The following is a 25788-nucleotide window of genomic DNA, read 5'->3' as shown; positions in this document are numbered from 1 at the left end:
GTTCAGGTCCCCTGCTTGTACGCGTACACGGCCGTGGCCACCGCACACACCCCCGGCGGAATCATCTGAGCCCGCAACGTGCCGCTGTTCACGTCGTAGTCGACGCCCTCCGTCTCGAACGTGCCCGTGCACACACTGCGCTGCGGCAGTGCGAACAGGCTCTTCACCGCGCCCGTCATCGGCTGGCCGTCCACCTTGCGCGGCAGGTCGACCTGGAGGAGGGGGCGGATCTCCGGGAAGAGGGTGCCCGAGACGTCGTTCGACGCGCAGACGAGGCGGGTGTCGGTGACGAAGTCGCAGCCCTGGATGTCGCGTACGGGCTTGTCCAGGCTGATCTGCCAGGCCTCCTTCAGGTCTCCGCCGGTCGGTGGCGTGGCGGGGTTGAGCAGGGGAGCGGGGAAGACCTGGAGTCTTCGCTGGTCGCCCCACTCGCCCGACACCAGCCACTGCCCGTCGGGCGAGACGGTGGCGAAGGAGTTGTTCAGCTTCTCGCCCGGGTTGAGCTGGTGGACGTACTCGTAGCGCTTCCCGGCCGGGGTCGTCACCGCGAACATCTTGGACGTGGCCGTGTCCGGGCCCTGGTAGGCGTCGAAGACGTGCCCCCGGGCGATGTCCGGGTCGCCCACGTGGTTCCAGCCCTTGATCCTCAGGTCCAGCGGGATGTCGGTCATGCCCCGGTAGAGGAGCGAGCCGTCCGCCCGGGCGGCGAGACCCTGCCCGCCGCCCAGCGTGTCGGTGTACGCCGTGCCGGACTCGGCCCACTGCGGGTCACCGGCCGCGGAGGCGGTACCCGCGCCGAGCCCGAGAGCAGCCAATAAGCTGACGGGGACGAGAAATTGACGCATCATCAGATCCTCAGGCTCCTGCCACGTCGACGAATACGGGATTCGAATAGAACCACGTATCCGTCCACGGGTCACCGTCTCCGGGCGCGTGCGGGATCGGGCCGTGCGGGTCGACCGACGCGCCGAGGTAGCCCGTGCCGTTGCGGTTGCCGTCGCTGCCGCGCAGCCGGACGTAGAAGGACTCCCTGCCCGCGGTCAGCGGGATGCGCAGGGTGTACGTCCCCTTGCGACCGCTCACGTCCTTCGTCGCCACGACCTTGGTGTCCGGTGCCTGCCAGGCGTCCCGGTCGGCCACCGGGCCGCGCACCGCACCCCGGACGACGTCGACGTGCGCCAACTCCGGCAGGATGCCCTGCGGGTTGGGCCGGGAGGCCGTCGTCACCGTGATGTTCAGCGTGAGTTTCTCGCCCTGGCGTACGCGCAGCCGGCCGCCCAGGGTGACGCCGCGGCCGTGGTCGCAGTCCCGCTTGAGGCGGACGTCGAGGCCGTCCAGCAGATGCCCGTGGTCGAGCCAGACCCGGCCCGCGCGCAGGCCCGCCATCACCGCGCGGTGGCCGTAGCGGGTCACACCGACGTGGGTGCGGCTGAACTGGCCCGGCCAGAAGTCGCTGCCCGGCTGCGGGGTGTCGGTGTTCACCGGGTCCGGGAGCTTGCCGGTGTTGTCGAAGTTCTGGCCCGCCGGCCAGTCGCCGTTGCGCCAGGTGTCGAAGACGATGCGGTGCGCGTCGGAGTTCGTGGTGATCGAGAACAGCCGGCCCTCCGCCAGCATCGAGTCCCACAGCCCGCCGACCGTCGCGGTCGCCCAGTCGAAGCCGCCGTAGGTCAGATACGCCTCCGCCGGGTAGCCCGGCCAGGACTGTGCCGTGGGCTTGTTCTCGTACTCGCCGCGCATGGACGTGCTTCCGCGCAGGCCGGGGATGGCCGCGCCCTGGGCGCCGGGCGCACCCTCCATGCCGATCATGATCTCGGGGGCCGCGTCCCGCCAGCCGCGCATCTCGTGCGGGGAGTCGATGCCCAGACGCAGCGGGTGGTTGGCGAGGACGAGGACGTCGTCGACGTAACCCTCGCGGCGTTGCTGAGCCAGCCACTTGATGGCCTTGACGGCGTGGGCCTCGTTGCGGGCGGTGTCCGCGTCGGCGGGGCCGCCCTTGTCGTAGCCGAGCAGCTTGCCGTCGTAGGCGCTCTCGAACCGGGTGAGCAGGTCGACCTCGTGCCGGCCGGGCGCCGCGAAGACGGTGCAGTGCTCGGCGGCCGGGATGTACCACTCCAGGCCCTGGAAGATGAGCTGGCGCGGGTTCTCGGCGCGCGCCTTGAGGATCTCCTCGTGCTCCAGCGCGGCACCGTACTTGGCGTGCCCGAAGTTGGAGTGCTCGGTGAACACCATCCAGTCCAGCCCGTACTTGGCGCCCGCGGCGGCCAGTTGGGAGAACGTGTACTTGGCGTCGTGGCTGTAGACCGTGTGGATGTGGTGGTCGCCGACGAGGTACGCGAGGCGCGGGTCGTCGCCGCCCCACCCCCGCGGGGACGCCGCAGCGGGCACGGCCGCGGATCCGAGCGCGAACGCGGCGCCGAACAGGCCCGCGCGGCGCAGGAGTCCCCGTCGGGAGACGCCCTGCGGGTCGAGGTCGGCGGAGGCGACGGACGGGTCGGCCCACGTGGGCAGCTGTTGCTCAGTCATGTTCATCCTCGGGCGGGCGTCAGTGGTTCATGAAGGACGTGACGGGCAGCGCCCGCGCGACGATCCGGACGTCGCCGAGGCGGCCGTACAGGATCTGGTCGATCTTGCCGCCGTACTCGTAGCCGCCGAGCAGCCACGGCAGCCCGACCGAGGTGAGGCCGATCGAGGTGGCGTGCGGATTGCGGGCCACCGGGCAGCCCTGGACGTACAGCGTGGTGTGCCTGCCGTCGTTGACGACGGCGACGTGCCACCAGGTCTCGCGTGCGGTCTCGTCGCCCCAGTTGGTGGCGATGCCCTGCTGGTTGAGCGGGCGGACCGCCCACTGCGGGCCGGGCCCGTCGGAGAGGGACAGCGTGGCGAGCGGCTCGTCGGGGTCGCCCTCCGTCTTGCCGGCGGCCCCACCCGTGCCGGTACGGCTGACCAGGCCCGCCCAGGCGTTGTGCGAGGCGTCCCAGTCGGCGGGGAGCCGGTAGAAGGCCTCGACGGTGTAACCGTTCCTGAAGGCGGCCGCATTGAGCGGGGCGTCGTCGACCGTGCGCAGATACGCGCCCTTCAGCGGGGACTTGAAGCCCTGGAACTCCAGACTGCCGTGGCCGGGCTGGTCCGGGTGGTGGTCGGCCGACCAGCCGAGCTTGCCGCCGCCCACGGAGACCACGGTGAGGTCGTTGCCGTGGCCGGACAGGTCACGGACGGTGCCGGCGACGGGCGACTCGAAGCGCCAGTACGCGGCCGTGTCCCGGATCAGCATCTTGGACGCGGGGCGCGCCGGGCGGGCGGGCACCGGGGCGAAGCCGGAGAAGCGGTCCTCGAAGTCGATGCCGACGGAGAAACGGTCGGCGTCGCCGCTGAGTTCGATCTCCTGTCGCTCCAGCTCGTTGAGTCCCTTCGCGGCCCGGCCCAGGATCCACGGGGAGACCGTCTCGACGTCGATGACGTTCCGGTCGAGGTCGAAGCGGTAGAGGCGGATCATCGCCGCGCCGCCGAAGTAGCGATTCTGATAGTTCGTCAGGTGCAGGTGGACGTCGTTGCCCGCCGCGTTCCGGCGCGTGACCCGGCCCGCGGGCCAGTAGTGCCCGTTGAGGGTCAGGAAGATCTGGTCGTGGTCCTTGACCAGCTGGTCCCACAGCTGCTGACCGTACGACGACAACGCGTCGTCCTGGACGACCAGTTCGTGGGTGGTGAGGATGACGGGTGTCTTCGGGTGCCGGGCGAGCACGTCCTTCGCCCAGGCGTAGCCCTTCGCCGACAGCCGCCAGTCCAGGGCGAGCACCATCCACTCGCGGCCGGCCGCGCGGAACAGGTGGTAGGTGTTGTAGCCGTCCGAGGACGCGCCCCCGAAGGTGCGTTTGCCCTCGAAGCGCCGCGGACCGAACGTGTCCAGGTACGGCGTCGAGCCGCGCTGGTCGTCCGTGGAGGACTTCACGTCGTGGTTGCCGGCGAGGACGCTGTAGCCGACGCCCCTGCGGTCGAGCAGCTCGAACGCCTTGCCGATCGCGGCGCATTCGTCCTTCGCGCCGTTCTCGGTGAGGTCGCCGAGGTGGGACAGGAAGACGATGTTCTCCTCCCGCCCGTGCTCCAGGAGGTAGCGCAGGGACGCCTCGACGGGCGCCGCGTTGATGCTCGGCCCGTCGAAGAGGTACTGGGTGTCGGGCATCACGGCCAGCGTGAAGCGGCGGCTGTCGGCGTCCGGACGCCGGCCGGCCGTGACCGGGGACGCCTCGGCCACGGCCGGCAGCGCGACCCCCGCCGCGGCGGCGGCGCCGAGCAGCGCGGTCGCGCGCAGGAAACCGCGTCTTCCGGCACCGGCCTGCTCGGCCTCGCCCTGGGCATGGTCATGCGAAGTACACACGTGTGCTCCGTAAGAAGATCCGTGAGATCCGTGGGATCCACGAGGGGTGACAGCGAAGGGCGTGGGGGGAGTTCAGAGAACGCGCAGGGTCCAGCTCCAGCGATGGACGCCCGGCGCGACGAGGTACGACGGTGAGGTGTCGGGCCCGCAGGAGGCTGTGCCCAGGCCCCGGTGCGCGGCGTCGATGTGCACCACGCAGCCGGGCCGCGGGACCAGCTCGTCGTGGTGGCGTGCGGAGGTGAGGTCCTCGGCGCGGTAGCGGGTCACGGAGACCTGGCGGGGTTCGTCAAGGCCGACCAGGAGTCCGGTGGCGTCCGGCGCCGACAGCGTGAACCGCCGTACACCGTGTCGGCCTCCGCTCTCCTGCGGACGCAGATACGGGGTGAACAACTCGTCGACGGGCACCGAGTGATGGCCCACGGGCGCGCCCGTACTGCGGTCGGGATACGACTCCCACGGGCCCTGCCCGAACCACTCCAGCAGATCGAGCCCCGCGCCCGTCTCGAAGACCGTGCCGACCCGTGCCACGTCGTCGAACGTCTCCGGCAGCTCGGCCTCCTCGTCGACGCGGACGCCGCCCTCGACGGGCGTGAGCACCTGCCGGTGCCGGACGACACCCGTGGTGCCCGCGTACTCGGCCACCACCGTCACGCTCCCCCAGCCTCCGGCCGGGGGGACCCCCATCTCGCTTCGCTCGGCGTCCTGCCGGACGGACACGACCTTGCGCACCAGCGCGTCGAGTCCCCAATTGCGCCAGCGCCCGGCCGTGCCGCCCAGCTCGTCGTTGTCGGTGGGCGCCCGCCACAGCGAGAGCGTGGGTGCCGCCGTCAGCAGCGGATGGACGAGGAGCCCCTCGCCGTCCACCTCGACCTGCCCGTCCACCGGAACGTCCGGGACCACGGCGGGCCCGCGCAGCCGGATCTGCGGCACGCACACCTCGGTGCCGCGCGGCGCCCACGGCTGGTCCTCGGCCACCGTCACGCGCAGCGTCAGCCAGGCCTCGCCGCCGTCCTGCGGCACCCCGAAGGGCAGCGGCACGACGCCCGTCTCCCCGGGGCGCAGGTTCGGCAGCTCGGCCGGCCCGGTGAGCGTCGTGCCGTCGGCGAGGTCCAGCCGCCACTCGCCGGCCAGCCAGTCCAGGCCCCGGAAGTGCTGGTGATTGCCGAGCACGATGCCCTCGTGCTTGAAGCACTCGATGCGCACCGGCGCCGCGATCTCCCGGTGCTCGTACATCGCCGGCTTGGGCGTGCGGTCGGGAAACACCATGCCGTCCGCGATGAACGCGCCGTCGTGGTGGGACTCGCCGAAGTCACCGCCGTACGCCCAGCGGTACCCGGGCGCGGTGACACCGTTGTCGTAGAGCCCGGCGCCCGCGCGCCCGGCAGGTCTGCCATCGCTCACGCGTTGCAGAATTCCGTGGTCCCAGAACTCCCAGATGAACCCGCCCTGAAGACCCGGGGTGGCCTCGATGGCAGCCCAGTGGTCGGCCAGCGTGCCGTTGCTGTTGCCCATCGCGTGTGAGTACTCGCACTGGATGAGCGGCCTGGTCTGGCGGCCGGACAGGGCGTGGGCGACGCAGTCCTCGACCGGCGCGTACATCGGGCAGGCGATGTCGGAGGCGTCGTCCGTCGCCGCCCAGTCGAGCTTGGCCGCGCCCTCGTACTGGACCGGCCGCGTCGGGTCGTGCCGGCGTACCCAGCCGGCCGCCGCGTCGTGGTTCGCGCCGTAGTCGGACTCGTTGCCCAGCGACCAGATGATGATCGACGGGTGGTTCTTGTCGCGCAGCACCATGCGCGAGACCCGGTCCACGAAGGCGTTCAGATAGCGCGGGTCGTCGGCGATCTCGTGGGCGTGGTCGTGGGACTCGATGTCCGCCTCGTCGACGACGTAGAAGCCGAGCTCGTCCGCGAGGTCGTACAGCGCCGGGTCGTTCGGGTAGTGCGCGGTGCGGATCGCGTTGAACCCGAACCGCTTGAGCAGGACGAGATCGGCGCGCATGTCGTCGTACGACACCGTCCGCCCCGTCAGCGGATGGAAGTCGTGCCGGTTCACGCCCCGGATGAAGGCCCGCTCGCCGTTGACCAGCAGGTCCCGGCCGACGATCTCGACGTCGCGGAAGCCGACGCGGTGGTGGGAGGTGTCGGCGACCGTGCCGTCGGCGCGGTGCAGCCGGACGGTCAGGCCGTACAGCTCGGGCGTCTCCGCGTTCCAGGTGCGCACGTCCTCGACGGTCGTGCGCATCCGGGCCTCGCCGAGGAAGTCGGAGACGCGCTCGTCCTCGGCATTGAAACGGTCGAACTCACCGTCCTGCACGAGGAGTTGACCGTCCAGCTCCCCGCTGACGGACCACCCCGAGGGAAGCGCACCGCGAGCGTCCCGCACCCGGCAGTCCACCCGTAGCTCCCCACGGAAGGCAGCCCGCACGGTCACGTCCGCGAGATACAGCGGGTCCGTCGCGTACAGCAGCACCGAGCGGGTGATCCCGCCGTGCCACCATTGGTCCTGGTCCTCGATGTGCGAGGCGTCCGACCACTTCACCACCGTCAGGCGTACGGTCGCCCGCTTCCCGGCGCGCACCACTCCCGTCAGATCGAACTCGGCCGCCAGGTGCGAGTCCTTGGAGATGCCGACGGGCCGCCCGTCCACATGCACCAGCAGCACGCTCTCGGCCGCCCCGACCCGGAGCACGATCCGGCGTCCGGCCCACTCGGCGGGGACGTCCACCTCACGCTCGTACACACCCGTCGGGTTGGCCGCCGGGGAGTGGGGCGGGAACTCGGCGAACGGCATCCGGACGTTGGTGTACTGCGGCAGGTCGTCGGTGCCCTGTACGGTCCAGGCGCCGGGGACGTACGCCGTGGACCAGGGGCCGCCGACCGGCGCGTCCGGGGTCGGCAGCAACTCAAAACGCCAGTCGCCGTCCAAGGGGAGTCCTCCGGAGCGCCGGTCGACGGCGTTCATGGGCAGTCGCCCCCAGGAGGTCACCTCGGGTGCCTCCCAGGGGCGGAGCCCCAGCAGCGGGTCCATCAGCGGATGGCCCCCTTGCCGAGGTCGCCGATGATCTGCTTGGCGCCGATGGCGAAGACGATGAGCAGGGGGATGAGGGCGAGCAGCGCGCCGGTCATCACCATGCCGTAGTCCGTGGTGCCGTGGACGCCGTTGAGCTGCGACAGCGCGACCTGGAGGGTGACGTTGTCCGGGTTGGTGAGGGCGATCAGGGGCCAGGCGTAGTCGTTCCACTGGGCCATGAAGGTGAAGATGCCGAGGAAGGCCAGGCCCGGCCGGACGACCGGGAGGGCCACGTGCCAGTACTGGCGCAGGAAGTTCGCCCCGTCGATCTTCGAGGCGTCCAGCAGTTCGTCGTGGATCGCGCTCTTCATGTACTGGCGCATCCAGAAGATGCCGAAGGCGTTGGCCGCCGCCGGCACGATGAGCGCCGTCATCGAGCCGATCCAGCCGATGTTCGCCATCATCACGAACTGCGGGATGATCGCCAGCTGCGTCGGCACCATGAAGATGATCATCAGCAGCGTGAAGAGCAGCCTGCGGCCGGGGAAGTCGAACTTGGCGAAGACGAACGCGGCCAGCGAGTCGAAGAACAGGACGAGGAAGGTCACCGCCACTGCCACCAGCAGCGAGTTGAGCATCGAGCCGAAGAAGTCGATGTTGTCGAAGAGGCTGCGGGCGTTCTCGAGGAAGTGCGAGCCGGGCAGCAGCTTCGGCGGGTAGGAGAAGATCTCGGTCGACGTGTGCGTCGACATGATGACGGCCCAGTAGAACGGGAAGGCCGACAGCAGTAGTCCGATGACGAGTACGGCGTGCAGCGCGATGCCCCGGCTGCGGGTTCCCCGAATGGCCTTCGGCCGCCGTGTTCCTTGAATGGATGCCATGGTGGTCAGGCCTCCCTAGTCTTCGCCCCGGCGCTGCACCAGCCGCCAGTTGATGATCGAGAAGATGACGACGACGAGGAAGATCCCCCACGCCACGGCGGCGCCGTAGCCGAAGTCGTTGTTGTCGAAGGTCTGCTGGAAGAAGTAGAGGACCATCGTCCGGCCCGCGTGGTCCGGGCCGCCGGAGAACGTCGAGTCGTTCGAGGTGTTCTGCAGCAGCACCTGTGCCTCGGTGAAGCTCTGCAGTCCGGTGACCGTCGAGACCACCAGCACGAACAGCAGCGTCGGCCGCAGCATCGGCAGTGTGATCCGGAAGAAGGTCTGCACGGGACCGGCGCCGTCGACCCGGGCGGCCTCGTACAGCTCGCTCGGGATGGTCTGCAGGCCCGCGAGGAAGATGATCGCGTTGTAGCCGGTCCACTGCCAGGTCATCAGCGTCGCGATGGCGACCTTGATGCCCCAGGGGGTGTTCAGCCACGCCACCTGGTCCAGCCCCACGGCCTGCAACAGGGCGTTCATCAGGCCGAAGTTGGTGGAGAAGACCGAGCCGAAGACGATGGCGATGGCGACGACCGAGGTGACGTTCGGCAGGAAGTACGCGAAGCGGTAGACGTTCTTGAAGCGCACCGCCGAGTTGAGCATCACGGCCGTGATCATCGCCAGGAAGATCATGGGGAAGGTGGCCAGCGCCCAGATGATCAGCGTGGTTCCGATCGAGCTCCAGAAGTCACTGTCGCTCAGCAGGTACTGGTACTGCGAGAGCCCTGCCCACTCCATCGAGCCGAGGCCGTCCCAGCGGTGGAAGGAGAGGTAGAGCGAGAAGCCGACGGGGATCAGGCCGAAGGCGAGGAAGAGGAGGTAGAAGGGGGAGATCGCGGCGTACAGGTGCCAGTACTTACGGAAGCCCGAACGGGGTCCGGCAGTCAACGTCTGCTCCGCTATGACGGGCGGCTTGTCCAACGCGGTGGCCATCAGTAGCTCACCCCCAGGTGCTTCGCGATCCGCCGGCACTTGCCCATGGCGTCACTCCAGGCCTTCTTCGGGTCCTTGCCGAGGACGCCGACGTTCTTGATCTCGTCCTTGATCGGCTGCCCGAGCGCCACGTCGAACGGGCTGTTGTAGGCGACCACGATCTTCTGCGCGGCGGGCCCGAAGACATCCGTCGTCACCTGGCCCCCGAAGAAGGGGTCGGGGTCGCGAAGCTGCTTCAGGCCATACGCGGCGGGCGTGGACGGGAACAGGCCCGCGTCGACGTAACCGGAGGCCTGGTTGGACGCGTTGAGCATCCAGGCGATGATCTCGAAGGCCCGCTCGGGCTCCCGGCACGCCTTGGTGATCGACAGGAACGAACCGCCGTTGTTGGACGGCCGCACCGGCATGTCGGCGATCCGCCACTTGCCCTTGGTCTTCGGGTTGCCGTTCTTGATGTCGTACGTCGCCCAGGAGGCGCCGAGCTGGCTCGGGAGCTTTCCGGAGTCGACCGCGGAGATCTGGTCCGGGGTGCCGGTGACGAGGTTCGAGACGATCCCGCGCCGCTTGGCCTCCACCGCGAGCGCCCAGGCGTCGCGCACATGCTCCTGGTCGCCGATGAAGTGCCGGTCCTTGTCGACGTACCGCTTGCTGCCCTGCTGCACGACGTTCTCGAAGACACTGTTGACGTCCGTGAGCAGTGAGGTCCCCGGGATCCGCTGCTTGAGCTGCTCGCCGGCCGCGAAGAACTTCTCCCAGGTGTTGAGCTCCTTGGAGACGTCGGCGGGCTCGTACGCCAGTCCCGCCTTGCGGAACACCTCGTACTGGTAGAAGTGCGCGACCGGCCCGCAGTCGATCGGGAAGCCGATCATCGTGCCGTCGTCGGCGATGCCCTGGTCCCACTTCCAGTCCAGGTACTGGCTCTTGTACTTGTCCGCGCCCAGCGTCCTGAGGTCCACGAACTGGTCCGCGTTGGGCAGGTAGGACGCCATGTCCTCGCCCTTGAGGCCGGCGATGTCGGGGATGTGGGCGTTGCCGGTCATCGTGGTGATCAGCTTGGACCGGTAATAGCCGCCGATCTTGATGGCCTGGAGGTCCACGCTGCTCGCGTAGCGGGCCCTGGCCTTGTCGACGGCGGTGTCACCGAGGCCGCCGTCCCAGTACCACAGGACCATGTTCCGGCCGGTCGAGCCGGTCGGAACGGCACAGCCGGACGCCAGGCCGCCCAGCGCCGTGGCGGCCGTGCCGGCCAGGCCCGCGCGGAGCAGGCCTCTTCGTGAGAGCCGCACAGCTCCCACCGCCTTTCGGATCTTTTCGGGACTTCGCATGAGAGGGGCACGTGGGGGGAGGGAGCACGTGGGGGAGCTCGCTCGGGAAAGTCAGTTCTGCCGTGCGGGAGGGGTCACGGGGGCGTACGCGACGGGCGGTCCCGGATCGTCCGGGAGCCGGTCCGCCAGGAAGCCGTACGCCCGCTTCAGTTCGGGATCGGTCAGGGAACGCCACCAGCGGTCGACGCCGTACCAGCCGGGCGCGGCCAGGGCCCCGCCGGGCCGCCGGACCGAAAGACCGGCGGCGAGGACGGCGAACCTCAGCCGTTCCGCCAACGGCCAGCCGCCCAGCGAGGCCGCGACGAAGCTCGCCCCGAACACGTCGCCCGCGCCCGTCGCGTCGAGGACGTCGATGTCCAGGGCGGGCACGTCCGCGTACTCGCCGGTCGTCTGGTCGACGGCGACGGCGCCGTCCCCGCCGCGCGTCACCACAGCCACCGGCACCAGCTCGCTGAGGGTGCCGAGGGCCGCGACCGCGGTGTCGGTGCGGGTGTAGGCCATCGCCTCGGTCTCGTTGGGGAGGAAGGCGTGGCACAGGGAGAGCTGGTCGAGGAGGGCGGTGGACCACTGCTGGGTGGGGTCCCAGCCGACGTCGGCGTAGATGCGGGTGCCGTTCGCGGCGGCCTTGGCCAGCCACTCGCGGGGTTCGGCCTCGATGTGCACGAGGGCGGTGCGCGCCTGGGGCGGGTCGCCCATCAGCGCGTCCTGCGAGTACGGCGGTTCCTGGCCGTGGGTGACCAGGGCCCGGTCGTGGCCGTAGGCGAGGGAGACGGTGACGGGGGTGGGCCAGCCGTCCGCCGTGCGGGAGAGCGAGAGGTCGATGTCCTCCTGGTCGCACAGGACGTCCCGGCAGTACTCGCCGTAGAGGTCGTCGCCGAACACCGTGGCCAGCGAGGTGTGCAGGCCGAAGCGGACGGCGGCCACCGCCAGGTTGGCGATGCCGCCGGGGCCGCAGCCCATGCCGCCCGTCCAGATCTCCTCGCCCGGCGTCGGCGGCTTCCCGAGCCCTGTGAGGACGAGGTCGTAGAAGAGCAGCCCGGTCAGCAGCACATCGGGCCGGTCGTCGTCCACGGAAGGGTCCTCTCGCTCGGGCTCTCGTCCGGGGACCCCCGTTGGGGAGAGCTCGTCAAAACTCTTCATTTCGGTGACCGGAATCGTGCGCCGCTCCGCGGGATTGGTCAATACCCGAGCAGAAATGAGCATGGCGATGATTGAAGATGACGAGTAGTGTTCACGTCGTGCTGGCAGAACGACGACACCAACTCATCCTGCGGGCCCTGCGCTCCGGCGGCCCCGCGGCCGTGACCGATCTCTCCGAGCGGCTGGGTGTGAGCCCCGCCACGGTCCGGCGTGACCTGGTCAAACTCGAGGAGGACGGCCTGCTCACACGGGTGCACGGCGGCGCGGTCGTGGAGGAGGGCGACCAGCCCTTCGCAGAGGTCGCCGAGATGCGCGTGCCCGAGAAGGACGCCATAGCCGCGCACGCCGCCGCGATGATCGAAGATGGTCAGTCGGTGCTGCTCGACATCGGCACCACCGCCTTCCGGCTGGCCCGCCAGCTGCACGGCCGCCGCCTCACCGTGATCACCAGCAACCTGGTGGTCTACGAGGAGCTCGCCGACGACGAGGGCATCGAGCTGGTGCTGCTCGGCGGCATGGTCCGCCGCGAGTACCGCTCCCTGGTCGGTTTCCTCACCGAGGACAACCTGCGCCAGCTGCACGCCGACTGGCTGTTCCTCGGCACCAGCGGGGTGCGGCCCGGCGGGCAGGTCATGGACACCACCGTCGTCGAGGTGCCGGTCAAGCGGGCCATGATCAAGGCCGGCGACAAGGTGGTCCTGCTCGCCGACGCGGCGAAGTTCCCGGGAACGGGCATGGCGAAGGTATGCGGTCCCGAGGACCTGGACATGGTGGTGACGAACGCTCCCGTGAACACGGCGACCCGGTCCGCCCTGGAGGAGGCCGGCGTCCACGTGCTCGTGGCAGGAAAGGTGCAGGCGTGAAGCTGACGATTCTGGGCGGCGGCGGATTCCGCGTGCCGCTCGTGTACGGGGCGCTCCTGACGGACCGCGCGGAGGGCCGGGTCACCCGGGTCGTGCTGCACGACCTGGACGCCGGCCGCCTGAACGCCGTGACCCGCGTGCTCGCCGAGCAGGCCGCCGCGGTGCCCGACGCGCCCGAGGTGACCGCCACCACCGACCTCGACGAGGCCCTGCGCGGCGCCGACTTCGTCTTCTCGGCGATCCGCGTAGGAGGCCTCGAAGGTCGGGCGGACGACGAGCGGGTCGCCCTCGCCGAGGGCGTCCTCGGCCAGGAGACGGTCGGTGCGGGCGGCATCGCCTACGGCCTGCGGACCGTCCCGGTAGCCGTGGACATCGCCCAGCGGGTGGCCCGCCTCGCGCCGGACGCCTGGGTCATCAACTTCACCAACCCCGCAGGACTGGTCACCGAGGCCATGTCCCGCCACCTCGGCGACCGCGTCATCGGCATCTGCGACTCGCCGGTCGGCCTCGGCCGCCGTATCGCCCGCGTGCTCGGCGTCAAGAACCCCGGCGAGGCATGGATCGACTACGTCGGCCTCAACCACCTCGGCTGGGTGCGCGGCCTGCGCGTCGCCGGCCGCGACGAACTGCCGCGGCTGCTCGCCGACCCCGACCTGCTCGGCTCCTTCGAGGAGGGCAAGCTCTTCGGCGTCGACTGGCTCCGCTCGCTCGGCGCCATCCCGAACGAATACCTGCACTACTACTACTTCAACCGCGAGGCCGTCCGCGCCTACCAGCAGGCCGACAAGACCCGCGGCGCCTTCCTGCGCGACCAGCAGGCCGGCTTCTACGAGCAGATGCGCAACCCGGACGTCTCCGCGCTCCAGGCATGGGACCGCACCCGCGCCGAGCGCGAGGCCACCTACATGTCCGAGAACCGGGAGACGGCCGGCGCCGGCGAGCGCGACGCCGACGACCTCTCCGGCGGGTACGAGAAGGTGGCGCTCGCCCTGATGCGGGCCATCGCCCGGGACGAGCGCACGACCCTGATCCTCAACGTCCGCAACCAGAACACCCTCTCGGTCCTCGACTCCGACGCCGTCATCGAGGTGCCCTGCCTCGTCGACGCCAACGGCGCCCACCCGGTCGCCGTCGCGCCGCTGCCCGACCACGCCACCGGCCTCGTCTGCTCGGTCAAGGCGGTCGAGCGGGAGGTGCTCGACGCCGCCGAGTCGGGGTCCCGTACGACGGCTGTGAAGGCGTTCGCGCTGCACCCGCTGGTCGACTCGGTCAATGTGGCCCGCAGGCTGGTCGAGGGGTACTCCTCCGTCCACCCCGGGCTGGCGTACCTTAAGTAGCGCTCGCCCGCCGAAAGCGCTTTCCCGCCCTGTCCGCCCTCGCCTCCCCTCCGTTCTCTCCCTCCCTGGAGACCCTGATGCACGACGAACGCCGCCGGATCGAGGAACGCGTCGAGCGCGTCCACAACCAGCGCATCAAGCCCGCGATCTACTCGGCCACCGTCCCCTTCGAGGTCGAGGCCTGGCACGCGCCGGGGGAGCCGGTCTCGTTCGAGGAGGCCGCGGCCGCCCGGTACACGCCCTTCGCGATGGACACCCCGTGGGGCCCGCCCTGGGGCACGACCTGGTTCCGGATGCGCGGCCGGGTACCCGCCGAGTGGGCCGGACGGCGCGTCGAGGCGGTCATCGACCTCGGCTTCGTGGGCGACTGGCCCGGCAACCAGGCCGAGGCCCTGGTCCACCTGCCCGACGGCAGGCCCCTGAAGGCGGTCAACCCGCTCAACCAGTACGTGCCGATCGGCAACCCGGTCTCGGGCGGCGAGGAGATCGACTACCTGGTCGAGGCCGCCTCCAACCCGGACATCCTCGCCAACGACTTCGCCGCGCCCACCCCGCTCGGCGACGTCCTCACGGCGGGCGACAAGCCGCTCTACACCTTCCAGCGCGCCGACATCGCCGTCCTGGACGAGGAGGTCTGGCACCTCGATCTCGACCTCCAGGTGCTGCGCGAACTCATGGTGCACCTCGGCGAGCACGAGCCGCGCCGCCACGAGATCATGCACGCCCTCGACCGGGCGATGGACGTCCTGGACCTGGACGACATCTCCGGGAGCGCGTCGGCGGTCCGCGAGGCGCTCGCGCCCGTCCTGGCCCGCCCCGCCCACGCCAGCGCACACACCATCTCCGGCGTCGGCCACGCGCACATCGACTCCGCGTGGCTGTGGCCCATCCGCGAGACCAAGCGCAAGACGTCCCGCACCTTCTCCAACGTCACGTCCCTCGCGGACGAGTACGACGACTTCATCTTCGCCTGCTCGCAGGCCCAGCAGTACGAGTGGGTGCGCGACAACTACCCGCACGTGTGGGCCCGCATCCAGGAGTCCGTGAAGAAGGGCCAGTGGGCGCCGGTCGGCGGCATGTGGGTCGAGGCGGACGGCAACCTGCCCGGCGGCGAGGCCATCGCCCGGCAGCTGATCCACGGCAAGCGGTTCTTCATCGAGCACTTCGGCGTCGAGACCAAGGGCGTCTGGCTGCCGGACTCCTTCGGCTACACCGCCGCCTACCCGCAGCTCGCCAAGCTCGCAGGCAACGACTGGTTCCTGACCCAGAAGATCTCCTGGAACCAGACCAACAAGTTCCCCCACCACACCTTCTGGTGGGAGGGCATCGACGGCACCCGCATCTTCACCCACTTCCCGCCGGTCGACACCTACAACGCCCGCTTCAGCGGCGAGGAGATGGACCGCGCGGTCCGCAACTACTCGGAGAAGGGCGGCGGTTCGCGCTCCCTCGCGCCCTTCGGATGGGGCGACGGCGGTGGCGGCCCCACCCGCGAGATCATGGAGCGGGCGCGCCGGCTGGCGGACCTGGAAGGCTCCCCGAAGGTCATCGTGGAGCACCCCGACGAGTTCTTCGCCAAGGCCCGCGAGGAGTACCCGGACGCCCCGGTGTGGGTCGGCGAGCTCTACCTGGAACTGCACCGGGCGACGTACACCTCCCAGGCCCGCACCAAGCAGGGCAACCGGCGCAGTGAACACCGGCTGCGCGAAGCCGAGTTGTGGGCGACGACGGCCGCGCTGCACGCGCCGGGATACTCCTACCCGTACGAGAAGCTGGACCGGCTGTGGAAGACGGTGCTGCTGCACCAGTTCCACGACATCCTGCCGGGGTCCTCGATCGCGTGGGTGCACCGCGAGGCGGAGGCCGAATACGCGCGTGTGGCCGAGGAGTTGGAGGCGCTGACCGCCGAGGCGGTGGCCGCGCTGGGCGCCGACGGCACGCGCGTGTTCAACACCAGCCCCTTCGACCGGGCCGAGGTCGTCCGCACACCCGAGGGCGCACCGGCGTTCGTCGACGTGCCCGCGAGCGGCAGCGCGCCGCTGACCGGCGCCGAGCCCGCACAGCCGGTGAAGGTCGAGGGCCTGGTCCTCGACAACGGCCTGGTCCGTGTCGAGGTGGCGCCGGACGGCACGCTCGCCTCCGTACGGGATCTGCGGGCCGGCCGCGAAGTCCTCGCCGACAAGGGCAACCTGCTGCGTCTGCACACCGACCTCCCGAACTACTGGGACGCCTGGGACATCGACAAGCACTACAAGAACCGCTACACGGATCTGCTGGACGCGGACGCGGTCACCGTCGTCGAGGAAGACGCCCTCCTCGGGGCGATCCGCGTCACGCGGTCCTTCGGCAAGGGATCGAAGCTCACCCAGACGATCACCCTGCGCGCCGGCAGCCCCCGCATCGACTTCGAGACCGAGATCGACTGGCACGAGGCCGAGAAGATCCTCAAGGCGGGCTTCCCGGTGGACATCCGCGCCCCGCACTCCTCCGCCGAGATCCAGTTCGGCCACATCCAGCGGCCCACCCACACCAACACCAGCTGGGAGGCGGCCCGCTTCGAGGTCTCCGGCCACCGCTGGGTGCACATCGCCGAGCCCGGCTACGGCGTCGCGGTCATCAACGACTCGACGTACGGCCACGACGTCTCCCGCACGGTCCGCGAGGACGGTGGGACGACGACCAGGGTCAGCCTCAGCCTGGTCCGCGCCCCGCGCGTGCCGGACCCCGAGGCCGACCAGGGCAGGCACCGCTTCACCTACTCCCTGCTCCCCGGCGCGACCATCGAGGACGCCGTCGCCGAGGGCTACGCCCTCAACCTCCCCCTGCGCGTGGCGGACGCGGCAGGCGCGCCCGAGCCGGTCGTCTCCGTGGCCGGCGACGGCGTGACGGTGGAGGCGGTCAAGCTGGCCGACGACCAGTCCGGCGACGTCGTCGTACGCCTCTACGAGTCCAGCGGCGGCCGCGCGAGCGGCGTCCTGCGCACCGGCTTCCCGCTCGCGGGCGCCCGGGTGACCGACCTGCTGGAGCGCCCGCTGGAGGATGCGGACGTCACCGGCGACGGCGGGGTCGCAGTCGCCCTGCGCCCCTTCCAGGTCCTCACGCTCCGCCTGCAGCGCGCGGAAGGGAGCTGAACGGGGTGCCCATGCAACCCTGGTTCACCGACGCCAAGTTGGGGATCTTCATCCACTGGGGCATCTACGCCGTGGACGGCGTCCAGGAGTCCTGGTCGTTCTACGACGACATCGTCCCGTACGACCGGTACATGTCCCAGTTCGACCGCTTCACCGCCTCCCGCTACGAACCGCGCGACTGGGCGAAGCTCTTCGCGCGGGCCGGCGCCAAGTACGCCGTCCTGACCAGCCGCCACCACGACGGCGTGGCCCTCTGGGACACGGCCCACGGCGACCTGAACGTGGGCCGCGACCTCATCGGCGGCTACGCGGACGCCCTGCGCGAGCAGGGCCTCAAGGTCGGGCTCTACTACTCGCACTCGGACTGGAGCCACCCCGACTACGCCTCCACGCGCAAGCCCGGCCGCCCGCCGGAGCTGGAGGACAACCGGTACTCCGAGGTCGCCGCGGAATTCGAGGACCTTAACGCCTGGGAACGCTTCCTCGCCTACCGGGACGGCCAGATCCGCGAACTGTCCTCCCGCTACAGGCCGGACCTGATGTGGTTCGACGGCGAGTGGGACCGCAGCGAGGAGCAGTGGCGCATCCCGGAGCTGGCCGCGCTGATCCGCTCCGAGATGCCGGACGTAGTCTTCAACGCCCGCATGCTCAGCGAGGGCGACTACGCGACCCCGGAACAGGGCGCCCCGGTGATACCGCCTGAGGGCCCGTGGGAGCTGTGCCTGACGATCAACGACTCCTGGGGCCACCAGCATCACGACCACAACCACAAGTCGGTCGACCAGCTGATCCGCTACTTCGCCGAGACGATCGGCGGAGGCGGCAATCTGCTTTTGAGCGTCGGCCCCCGCGAGGACGGCACGATCCCGGCGGAGCAGGCCGAGCGGCTGGAGGGTCTCGGCGACTGGATCGCGCGGCACGCCGAGGCGGTGTACGGCACCGGCCGCGGCCTCCCGGCCGGCCACCACTACGGCCCGAGCACCCTGTCCAAGGACCGCCGCACCCTGTACCTGATCCTCTTCGACGCCCCGCGCGCCGAGATCAACGTACGCGGGCTGCTCGGTTCGGTACGCCGGGTCACGGTCGTCGGCACCGGCACGGAACTGGCCCACCGCATCACCGGCGGCCTCCACGAGACGCCGGGTGTGCTGTGGATCCAACCGCCCGCGGCGGCCGACCTCGACCCGCATGCCACGGTGCTCGCCGTGGAGCTGGACGAGGAGTTGGAGCTGTACCGGGGCTCGGGCCGTTTCTGACCCGGCAAACGCCTTCGGGCCGGCCGCCGCTGCCCCCGTGACAGCGCCGGCCGGCCCGAAGCCCCCGTACTTCCCCCGTGGTGGTGCTTCCCCCGTGGATCCCCCGTGTTACCCGGTTCCCCCGTTGCCTTTCACTCTTATGAGCGCGCCGGTGGCGCCCTGATACACCCTCCCGGAAAAATTTCTCCCGGGAGGGTGAAGGGGGTATCAGCCGGTGAACCCGGCGGTGATCGAAGTGAACTGCCAGTTGCTCTGGCTGATCCCGGAGCAGTTGCTCGTCACGCCGCCGCCCGGGCACGGCCGGTCACGGTTGACCGACCAGAACGCGAGACGGGCGATGTGATGGGAGTTCGCCCAGTCCCGGATCTGCGTCCAGGTCGCGGTCGAGGTGAGCTCCTGCTGGTCTGACAGCCCGTTCATGCCGGAGATGCCGATGTGGGCGTAGGCCGTCGCGTCGTCCCACCCGAAGGTGGACTTCAGCTTGTTCTTCAGCCCCTCCGTGGCGTTGACGGTGTTGCCGTACATGTCGGCGCCGCCGCCGAAGTCGAACGGCATGATCGTGAATACGTCGATGTCCGCGTTGAGCGCCTTGGCCTGCTCGATGAGCCGGTTGCCCCAGTAGGTCGGCCCGGTCGTGGAGGTGCCGAAGGTGAGGACGGTCCGCAGGCCCGGGTTGTTCGCCTTGACGATCTTCAGGGCGTTCAGGATCCGGTCCTGCACGGTCGCATTCTCGAACTCGTCGGTGTTCTCGATGTCGACGTCGATCGCCTTCAGCCCGTAGGCGTCGATGACCTTCTGGTACGCCCCTGCCAGTGCCTCGGCGCTGGAGCAGTTCGGCCCGAGCTTGTTGCCGCTCCAGCCGCCGATCGACGGGACGATGTCACCGCCCGCGGACCGGATGGAGTTGATGACGCTCTGGTCGTTGCCGCCGGTCAGCGGCCGTGACGCGTCCCAGGCGGGGTTGCAGCCTCCGGAGGAGAGGATGAACGCCATCGTGTACCACTTGATCCCGGTCGAACTCATCACCGAGGTCGCGCTCGGCGGATCGCCCCAGCCCAGGTACAGATAGGGCGCCGCCTGCTTGAAGCCGGTACCGCCACCGCCGCCCGCGTCCGTCGTGACGGTGACGGCGTTGGAGGCGGCCGACACGTTCCCGGCCGCGTCCCGTGCCTTCACCGTGAACGTGTAACCGGTGCTGGGGGACAGTCCGCTGACCGTGGCGCTCGTACCGGAGACACTGAGCACCTGGGTGGCGCCGCGGAAGACGTCGTACCCGGTCACCCCGACGTTGTCCGTTGAGGCGTTCCACGCCAGCGACACACTGGACGAGGTCTTGCCGCTGGACCGCAGGCTGCCCGGCACGCTCGGCGCCTGGCTGTCCGAGCCGCCACCGGGCCCGTCGAGGCTGAAGTCGTCGGCGTAGTAGGTGCCCTGGGCGTACCAGCCGTGCACATACACCTGGGCGCTGGTCTGCGACGCGCCGGTCCTGAACGACAGCGACAGCCGGCTGTACACCGACGGCGACGACGTCCAGGTGGAGGCGCCGCCGTCCACACCGAGGTACACGTAGGACCCGCGCACCCAGCCGCTGAGGCTGTACGTGGTGTTCGGCTGCACCGCGACGGTCTGGCCGCACTTGGCGATGTCGCTCGAACTGACCGCCCCCGCAAGGGCCTTGGATCCACCGTGTACAGGCGAGGAGACGACCGACCCGAGATTGCCGTTGCAGATCCACGGGGAGAGCCCGCCCGACTCGAAGCCGGCGTTGGACAGAACGTTGGCCGCTTGGGCCGTACCGGGAAGAGCGACGGCTCCGGCGATCGCGAGAGCGCCGGACCCGACCAGAGCGAGAAGTCGACGTCTCAGACGTCTGAGGGGTTGGTTGCGCACGTGATCTCCCTGGGAAAATGGGGTGTTCGGGAGTGCACAGGTCCAGAGTTGTGCAGAGGTGCGGCAACCAAATTGGTATGAACCAATCCTGGTGTCAAGCTCTGGCGCGGGATTGGTCCATACCAAGAATTCTTAACCCTCCGACGCTGCCGGCCGTGTCGAGTGGACCGTCAGATCACCGTTCACGACGGCGTTCACGGTGCCGTGGTCGTATGCGCGGTTGTCCTGGCGGATCGGGGTGGAGGAGACGGGGCGGGGCGGGGGCAGCTCGGCGATCGCGGACCGCAGTTCGTCGGCGGCGTCCGGATTCTCCTCCAGCAGGTCCTGGAGGCGCTGCCGCCAGGCACGGCAGGTCTCGGCCAGTTCACCCTCGTTGCCGGGCTCCTCGACGACGCGGCGTAGATCGTCCAGACGCCGGGCCGCCGTCTCGGTACGGTCGGGATCGCCGCGGCCCAGCAGCCGGGCGAAGCGCTCACGAGCGGCCTGCCAGACGTCGGTGGAAGCGGCGTTGACCAGGGCTGCGGAGCCGGCCGCGGCGAGTGTGGTCAGCCAGTCGGGTATCACGTCGGTGCCTTTCCTCGGTCAGGAGTCGGAGCGCCGCGCGGTCCACGGACCGGAGGCGTCGTAGCAGTCGGTCTCGAAGGTGCCGCGCATGGTGTCGCCGTCCACGCTTCCGGTGAACGTGATCTCCTTCGCGCTGTTCACGCTGCCGAAGGTGATGCGGTCGCCGTCGAGCGTGCCGTTGAGGGCCCCGTCCAGGGAGCAGGGCACCCCGTCGACCTTCAGCTCTCCGGTGAGTCGGTTCCCGTCCTGGGACAGGGTGGCCGTGAACCCTCCGGTGCCGAACCCCGTGGACCAGTCCCCTGTCCACGCACCGGTCAGGGTGGCGGTCTCGGACGGCTTCGACCCGTCGCCGGAAGGCGGCGCGGACGGGGTCACGGTCAGTCCGAAGTCCCAGTAGCGGGCGGAGGCGGGCAACCGGTCGTCGGCCGCCCGTGTGGTGAGGCGGACGAGCCGACCGAGGTCGTCGATGCGTGCCGTGAAGTCGACGGTGGTGTCGTTCGCCCGAGGTGTGGAGGTGGCCGCCGCCAGTGTGACGGGGCCGCTGTCCGACCTGGCGACGGCCGGTTCGGCGGTTCCGGAAGGTCCGCTGGGTTCGGCCGAGGGAGCGAGAGTTCCTGTGAAGGTGCAGCCCTCGCGCCGCGCCCGTGTCACCGATCGCAGTTCCCTTGCCGGTGCAGCGGGGTCCACGGCGTCCATGAAGGCGCCGTCGGCCCGCACCCACCTCGGGTCCACGCCGGACGGTGTGGTCGTGCCGGCGGGGAGCACGACCCTGCCCCGGTCGATCGTGCCGCTCGTGACGGGGCCGCCGGTCAGGCCCTGCCGGAACCAGGCGGTGCGCGCATGCGGGTCCGCCGCCCCGGCGACATGGTGCCGGCCGCGTGTGACGTCGTAGCGGAAGCTCGTCAGTTCCACGCGCCGGGCGGCCTCCGCCAGGACCGCGGGAGCCGAGCGGCCCTCGGCGGCCTTGTCGCAGGACGCCCCGCCCATGACGCGCGGCACGACGACGGTCACTGTCACGGTCACGACCACCACGACCGTGACCACACTCGCCACGACGGGCACGCTCACGCCCGCAGCCCCGGCGCCGGCGAACGTCAGGGCCTTGGTGACGGCGGCTGCGGCCTTGGCGAGGACGGTCGCACCGCCTTTGGCGGCGGCCGCCGCGCCCGGCGCCGAGACTCCGGCGGTCTGCGCGGCCGCGCCGGCCGCCTGCGTCGGGTCGGCGAGCGGCGCCCCCGGTGCCGATCCGGTCCCTGCCGCCTTCACGGCCTCCGTGGCGAGATGGTCGGCGACTACGTGGCCGCCGACAGCCGTCGTTGCCGCCGCGCCGCCCGTGATGATGGCCGTCTGGCCGAGGCTCGTCCTCCGGGGCGGCCGTGGAGCCAGGCCGAGTACGACCTCGTAGTAGATGTTGCCGTTCTGCACGGCGTTGACGGTGCCGTGCCCCGTCGCCACCGCGATCTGGGGCGTGGTGCCGTCCGGCGAGGGGAGGAGCGATTGAACGGAATCCGCGAACCGGCGGGCTTCTTCCGCCCGTTCGGGATCATCCGCGACGGCCCTCTCGATCAGCTCCCGCCATTGCGGCAGCGACTCCGTCAGGTAACGGGTCAGCCCCTCGCCCTCGTGGCGTGCCGCGACGGCCGCCCAGGCGTCGATGCGCTCGTTCACCTGTGGCTCGTCGTCCGGCAAGAGGCCGAGGACCCCTTCCCGGGCCTCGGCCCAAGCCGGTGTCCCGATCGCCGCGGCGAGATGCTCTGCCGCGTCCTCGGCAGGATCCGCGGACCTTCCGAATGCCCCGTCGTCCTGCGTGCCTTCGGCCATGAAGCCGCCTCCCCCGGTTGCTCCACGCTGTGTTGGCGCGAAGCTAGCAGCCACGAAAGAGGGAGCGAGCGGCTTCGAGGGACGCCTGTCCGACGGCTCGTGGTGAGGGGGCAGGCAGGGGGCGCTCCGCTTGGCAAGCGCCCCGTCGAGCGACCGGACGCGCCCCGACCGCGCCTGTCGGGCGCCCGACATGGCGGATCTTCCGGCGAACCCGAACTAGAGCGGCAGCACCTGCGCCGCCCCGCTCTCGACCGGTTCGGCCGGTGCGGGGGCCGGTACAGCCGGCAGCAGGGGTTCTGTCTCCTCGGCCGCGCGCTGCTGGGGAATGGACACCGGTCGCAGCTGGCGCGGGCCCGAGACCACCGTGTAGTCCTGCCCGAGGAACGGCGGAACCACCTCGCCCGGGTCGTCGCCCAGCGCCAGCTGAACGGCCAGCCACGGCACATTGACCCCGCACAGCGACAGCTGGTGCAGTCCGCCGGCCGGCCGCGTGTTCACGTCCATCAGCACCGGCGTCTCCCCGAACATCCGGAACTGGATGTTGGACAGATAGTGCAGCCCGAACCCCTCCGCGATCAGCCGCGCCGGCTCCAGCCACGGCTCCTGGACGGTGAACCCACGTCGGCGGCCGTTCTTGATCCGGCCGATCGCCAGCCGCACCCGGTTGTCCGGACCGGTCAGGCAGTCCACCGACACCTCCGGCTGCTCCAGGCGCGGCATCACCAGCCAGTCCACCGGTTCCTCGGTCCGCCGCAAGGCGTCCAGCACCAGATCCAGCTGCACATACGGCGTCGGGAACCCGTTGAGGTGCATGAGCGAGAAGGGGGCGCGTGTGATGACGCGGAAGCCCACTCCGCCCGCACCGGACGCCGGCTTGAAGCAGGCCTTGTGACCGGCCTCCTCCAACTCCTCTACGGCGGCGAGCAGTTCGTCGGCGTTGCGCACCCGCCACCACGGCGGCACCGGCACCCCGACCGCCTGCACGGCCTCGTACGCGATCACCTTGTCGTGGAAGACCGCGACGGCCTCCGGCGGCGGAGCGAGCAGTGCCGTACCGACCGCCTCGAAGTCCGCCCGGTGGGCCACGATCGCCGACTGGTGCAGGCGGGGCACGAACACGTCGATGCCGCGGCGCCGGCACTGGGCGAGGGCGTACTCGACGTACCCGGCCGGGGACAGGCCCTCGGGCTCCAGTTCGGCGGTGTCGGCGGCGGCCAGCACGGGGGAGTCGGCGTCCCCGTGCGTCGCATGGATCTCGACGGCCCGATCGCTGGGATTTCGGCGCAGCTGATCCATGAAGAACACGTTCTCCGCGTACGTGCGGTTGAGCCAGACGCGTACGCGAGAGACCATGCAGGGCCGTCCTTTCGGGTTCGCGGGCAGGGCGAAGCAGGCCCGTGCCCGGGCAGGGTGGTTGGAGGAACACCAAACCGCCCCGTGCGAAGGGACGTTCATGGCGGTGGTGTTGCGGCGATCATACGGCTTTCAAAGGGTGCCGCGTGCAACGTACGTGTTACGGAATTGAGGATGGTTGCTGACCGTCCCGGTCACCCCGCCCCCGACCGCCCGCACAGCGCCCCGCGACGCGACGACGTGATCCGGCCTTGTGCCCCGAACGCGGCCTGTGTTCTCGTAAGGTCATTCGTGTGATCGAAAGGGGCGAGGGGTGACGTCGACGGCCGGCGGTGCCGGACAGCTGCTGGCCATCAGTGACCTGCACATCGGGTACGAGGAGAACCGCGCACTCGTCGAGCGGATGCGCCCCGGCAGCGACGACGACTGGCTGCTCGTCGCCGGTGACGTGGCGGAGACCGTGGCCGACGTCGGCTGGGCACTCAAGACCCTCGCCGGCCGCTTCCGCAAGGTCGTCTGGGCCCCCGGCAACCACGAACTGTGGACCCACCCGAAGGACTCCGTCACCCTGCGCGGCGTCGCCCGCTACGAGCACCTGGTCGAGCTGTGCCGGGAGCTCGGCGTGACGACCCCCGAGGACCCGTATCCCGTCTGGGACGGCCCCGGCGGCCCGGTCGCCGTCGCGCCGCTGTTCCTGCTGTACGACTACTCATTCCTGCCCTCCGGCTGCACGACCAAGGAGGAGGGGCTGGCGTACGCGCACGGCACCGGGGTCGTGTGCAACGACGAGTACCTGCTGCACCCCGACCCCTACCCGTCGCGCGAGGCCTGGTGCGAGGCCAGGGTCGCCGAGACCGAGCGCAGACTCGCCGCACTGCCCGAGGACCTGCCCACCGTCCTCGTCAACCACTACCCGCTCGACCGGCATCCCATGGACGTGCTGTGGTACCCCGAGTTCGCCATGTGGTGCGGCACCCGGCGGACCGCGGACTGGCACCGCAGGTTCCGGGTCGAGACGATGGTCTACGGCCACCTCCACATCCCGCGGACCACCCATCACGAGGGCGTCCGCTTCGAGGAGGTCTCTGTGGGATACCCCCGCGAGTGGCGCAAGCGACCGGACCCGCCGGGACGGCTGCGCACGATTCTGCCCAGGGAGGACCGGGCCCGTTGATCGAGGAACTGCTGCCGCCCTCGGTGGCCACCGTCGAGGCGTACGGCGACGAGGAGCCAGCGCACCCGGCTCTGTACCCCGAGGAGGAGGCCGTCGTGGCGAAGGCGGTCTTCAAGCGCCGCCGGGAGTTCGCCGTCGTACGCTCCTGCGCGCGCAGCGCCATGGAGAAGCTCGGCGTGCCCGCCCAGCCGATCCTGCCCGGCGAGCGCGGCGCCCCGGGCTGGCCGGCCGGCCTGGTCGGCAGCATGACCCACTGCGACGGCTACGGCGCCGCCGCGCTGGCCCGCACCGCCGACCTGGCTTCCCTCGGCATCGACGCCGAACCCCATCAGACGCTCCCGGAGGGCGTCCTGCCCGCCGTCGCCCTGCCCGCAGAGGTGGAGCGGCTGGGCCGGCTGGCCGGTGACCGTCCCGGCATCCACTGGGACAGGCTGCTCTTCAGCGCCAAGGAGTCCGTCTACAAGGCGTGGTTCCCCCTCACCGCGAAGTGGCTGGACTTCACCGAGGCCGACCTCGACTTCTTCGCCGACCCCGGTGAGCAGTACAGCGGAGGCTTCCGCGCCCGGCTCCTCGTGCCGGGTCCGCTGGTGGGCGACCGGACCGTCAACCGGTTCGAGGGCCGTTGGACGGTCCGGCGGGGGCTGGTGGCGACAGCGGTGAGCGTGCCGCACAACTGAGCCCCCGCGGCCCCGCTGCGGGA

General features: G+C 70.4%; 18 protein-coding genes. 6 read left to right on the top strand and 12 right to left on the bottom strand.

Annotation, left to right across the window (positions count from 1 at the left end):
* Positions 1 to 2: 2 nt before the first annotated feature.
* The 8 genes from OHT51_RS07010 to OHT51_RS06975 all read right to left on the bottom strand — a co-directional run bounded on the left by OHT51_RS07010 (position 3) and on the right by OHT51_RS06975 (position 11630).
* Positions 3 to 848 (bottom strand): hypothetical protein, encoded by an 846-nt coding sequence (locus tag OHT51_RS07010; protein WP_328878023.1) that lies wholly within the window; start codon positions 846 to 848, stop codon positions 3 to 5.
* Positions 849 to 855: 7 nt separating this feature from the next.
* Entirely contained in the window at positions 856 to 2523 is a 1668-nt protein-coding gene (locus OHT51_RS07005) for a PHP domain-containing protein (protein WP_328878022.1), read from the bottom strand.
* 19 nt (positions 2524 to 2542) lie between these two features.
* Entirely contained in the window at positions 2543 to 4372 is a 1830-nt protein-coding gene (locus tag OHT51_RS07000) for a LamG-like jellyroll fold domain-containing protein (RefSeq protein ID WP_328878021.1), read from the bottom strand.
* A 72-nt stretch (positions 4373 to 4444) separates the two neighbouring features.
* Positions 4445 to 7399 carry a glycoside hydrolase family 2 TIM barrel-domain containing protein gene (locus tag OHT51_RS06995; RefSeq protein WP_328878020.1) on the bottom strand — a complete coding sequence of 985 codons (2955 nt, stop codon included), beginning with the start codon at positions 7397 to 7399 and terminating at the stop codon, positions 4445 to 4447.
* Positions 7399 to 8262, bottom strand: coding sequence for a carbohydrate ABC transporter permease (locus OHT51_RS06990; RefSeq protein WP_328878019.1), 864 nt, complete (start codon positions 8260 to 8262; stop codon positions 7399 to 7401). Before OHT51_RS06990 ends, OHT51_RS06995 begins: the two co-directional genes overlap by 1 nt.
* Positions 8263 to 8277: 15 nt before the next feature.
* On the bottom strand, positions 8278 to 9234 hold the full coding sequence (locus tag OHT51_RS06985) for a carbohydrate ABC transporter permease (protein WP_328878018.1): 957 nt from the start codon (positions 9232 to 9234) through the stop codon (positions 8278 to 8280).
* Positions 9234 to 10520: an ABC transporter substrate-binding protein gene (locus OHT51_RS06980; protein ID WP_328878017.1), complete on the bottom strand. Its 1287-nt coding sequence runs from the start codon at positions 10518 to 10520 to the stop codon at positions 9234 to 9236. Before OHT51_RS06980 ends, OHT51_RS06985 begins: the two co-directional genes overlap by 1 nt.
* Before the next feature lie 90 nt (positions 10521 to 10610).
* Positions 10611 to 11630: a carbohydrate kinase family protein gene (locus tag OHT51_RS06975; protein ID WP_328878016.1), complete on the bottom strand. Its 1020-nt coding sequence runs from the start codon at positions 11628 to 11630 to the stop codon at positions 10611 to 10613.
* Between the two features lie 167 nt (positions 11631 to 11797).
* On the opposite strand from OHT51_RS06975, the gene OHT51_RS06970 reads away from it, so the two are divergent.
* From OHT51_RS06970 to OHT51_RS06955, 4 genes are all read left to right on the top strand, one after another.
* On the top strand, positions 11798 to 12562 hold the full coding sequence (locus tag OHT51_RS06970; RefSeq protein WP_328878015.1) for a DeoR/GlpR family DNA-binding transcription regulator: 765 nt from the start codon (positions 11798 to 11800) through the stop codon (positions 12560 to 12562).
* Positions 12559 to 13899, top strand: a complete 1341-nt coding sequence (locus tag OHT51_RS06965) for a 6-phospho-beta-glucosidase (protein ID WP_328878014.1) — start codon at positions 12559 to 12561, stop codon at positions 13897 to 13899. Before OHT51_RS06970 ends, OHT51_RS06965 begins: the two co-directional genes overlap by 4 nt.
* A gap of 77 nt (positions 13900 to 13976) precedes the next feature.
* Positions 13977 to 17030 (top strand): alpha-mannosidase, encoded by a 3054-nt coding sequence (locus tag OHT51_RS06960; protein WP_328878013.1) that lies wholly within the window; start codon positions 13977 to 13979, stop codon positions 17028 to 17030.
* Positions 17031 to 17035: 5 nt separating this feature from the next.
* Positions 17036 to 18286 (top strand): alpha-L-fucosidase, encoded by a 1251-nt coding sequence (locus tag OHT51_RS06955; RefSeq protein WP_328878012.1) that lies wholly within the window; start codon positions 17036 to 17038, stop codon positions 18284 to 18286.
* Positions 18287 to 18493: 207 nt separating this feature from the next.
* Here the strand turns inward: OHT51_RS06955 and OHT51_RS06950 are convergent, their stop codons facing one another.
* From OHT51_RS06950 to OHT51_RS06935, 4 genes are all read right to left on the bottom strand, one after another.
* On the bottom strand, positions 18494 to 20176 hold the full coding sequence (locus OHT51_RS06950; RefSeq protein ID WP_328878011.1) for a carbohydrate binding domain-containing protein: 1683 nt from the start codon (positions 20174 to 20176) through the stop codon (positions 18494 to 18496).
* 132 nt (positions 20177 to 20308) lie between these two features.
* Positions 20309 to 20740, bottom strand: a complete 432-nt coding sequence (locus OHT51_RS06945) for a hypothetical protein (protein ID WP_328878010.1) — start codon at positions 20738 to 20740, stop codon at positions 20309 to 20311.
* A gap of 18 nt (positions 20741 to 20758) precedes the next feature.
* Positions 20759 to 22561: a hypothetical protein gene (locus tag OHT51_RS06940; RefSeq protein WP_328878009.1), complete on the bottom strand. Its 1803-nt coding sequence runs from the start codon at positions 22559 to 22561 to the stop codon at positions 20759 to 20761.
* Between the two features lie 216 nt (positions 22562 to 22777).
* The gene (locus OHT51_RS06935) at positions 22778 to 23914 is read right to left on the bottom strand and encodes an ATP-grasp domain-containing protein (protein WP_328878008.1); all 1137 of its coding nucleotides are present in this window, start codon (positions 23912 to 23914) and stop codon (positions 22778 to 22780) included.
* Positions 23915 to 24227: 313 nt separating this feature from the next.
* Between OHT51_RS06935 and OHT51_RS06930 the strand changes: the two genes are divergently transcribed.
* Positions 24228 to 25088, top strand: coding sequence for a metallophosphoesterase family protein (locus OHT51_RS06930; protein ID WP_328878007.1), 861 nt, complete (start codon positions 24228 to 24230; stop codon positions 25086 to 25088).
* A complete protein-coding gene (locus tag OHT51_RS06925) occupies positions 25085 to 25765 on the top strand; it encodes a 4'-phosphopantetheinyl transferase family protein (RefSeq protein ID WP_328878006.1) in 681 nt (226 codons plus the stop codon). Before OHT51_RS06930 ends, OHT51_RS06925 begins: the two co-directional genes overlap by 4 nt.
* Positions 25766 to 25788: the final 23 nt, after the last annotated feature.

Origin of the sequence: Streptomyces sp. NBC_00299 (genome assembly GCF_036173045.1) — a bacterium.
GTDB lineage: Bacteria > Actinomycetota > Actinomycetes > Streptomycetales > Streptomycetaceae > Streptomyces > Streptomyces machairae.
This window is presented reverse-complemented; position numbering and strand designations above follow the sequence as displayed.

Coding starts and splice junctions, on each gene's coding strand:
- OHT51_RS07005 (WP_328878022.1), bottom strand. CDS start 2,523: ATGACTGAGCAACAGCTGCCCACGTGGGCCGACCCGTCCGTCGCCTCC.
- OHT51_RS06940 (WP_328878009.1), bottom strand. CDS start 22,561: ATGGCCGAAGGCACGCAGGACGACGGGGCATTCGGAAGGTCCGCGGAT.
- OHT51_RS06990 (WP_328878019.1), bottom strand. CDS start 8,262: ATGGCATCCATTCAAGGAACACGGCGGCCGAAGGCCATTCGGGGAACC.
- OHT51_RS06995 (WP_328878020.1), bottom strand. CDS start 7,399: ATGGACCCGCTGCTGGGGCTCCGCCCCTGGGAGGCACCCGAGGTGACC.
- OHT51_RS07010 (WP_328878023.1), bottom strand. CDS start 848: ATGATGCGTCAATTTCTCGTCCCCGTCAGCTTATTGGCTGCTCTCGGG.
- OHT51_RS06935 (WP_328878008.1), bottom strand. CDS start 23,914: ATGGTCTCTCGCGTACGCGTCTGGCTCAACCGCACGTACGCGGAGAAC.
- OHT51_RS06985 (WP_328878018.1), bottom strand. CDS start 9,234: ATGGCCACCGCGTTGGACAAGCCGCCCGTCATAGCGGAGCAGACGTTG.
- OHT51_RS06960 (WP_328878013.1), top strand. CDS start 13,977: ATGCACGACGAACGCCGCCGGATCGAGGAACGCGTCGAGCGCGTCCAC.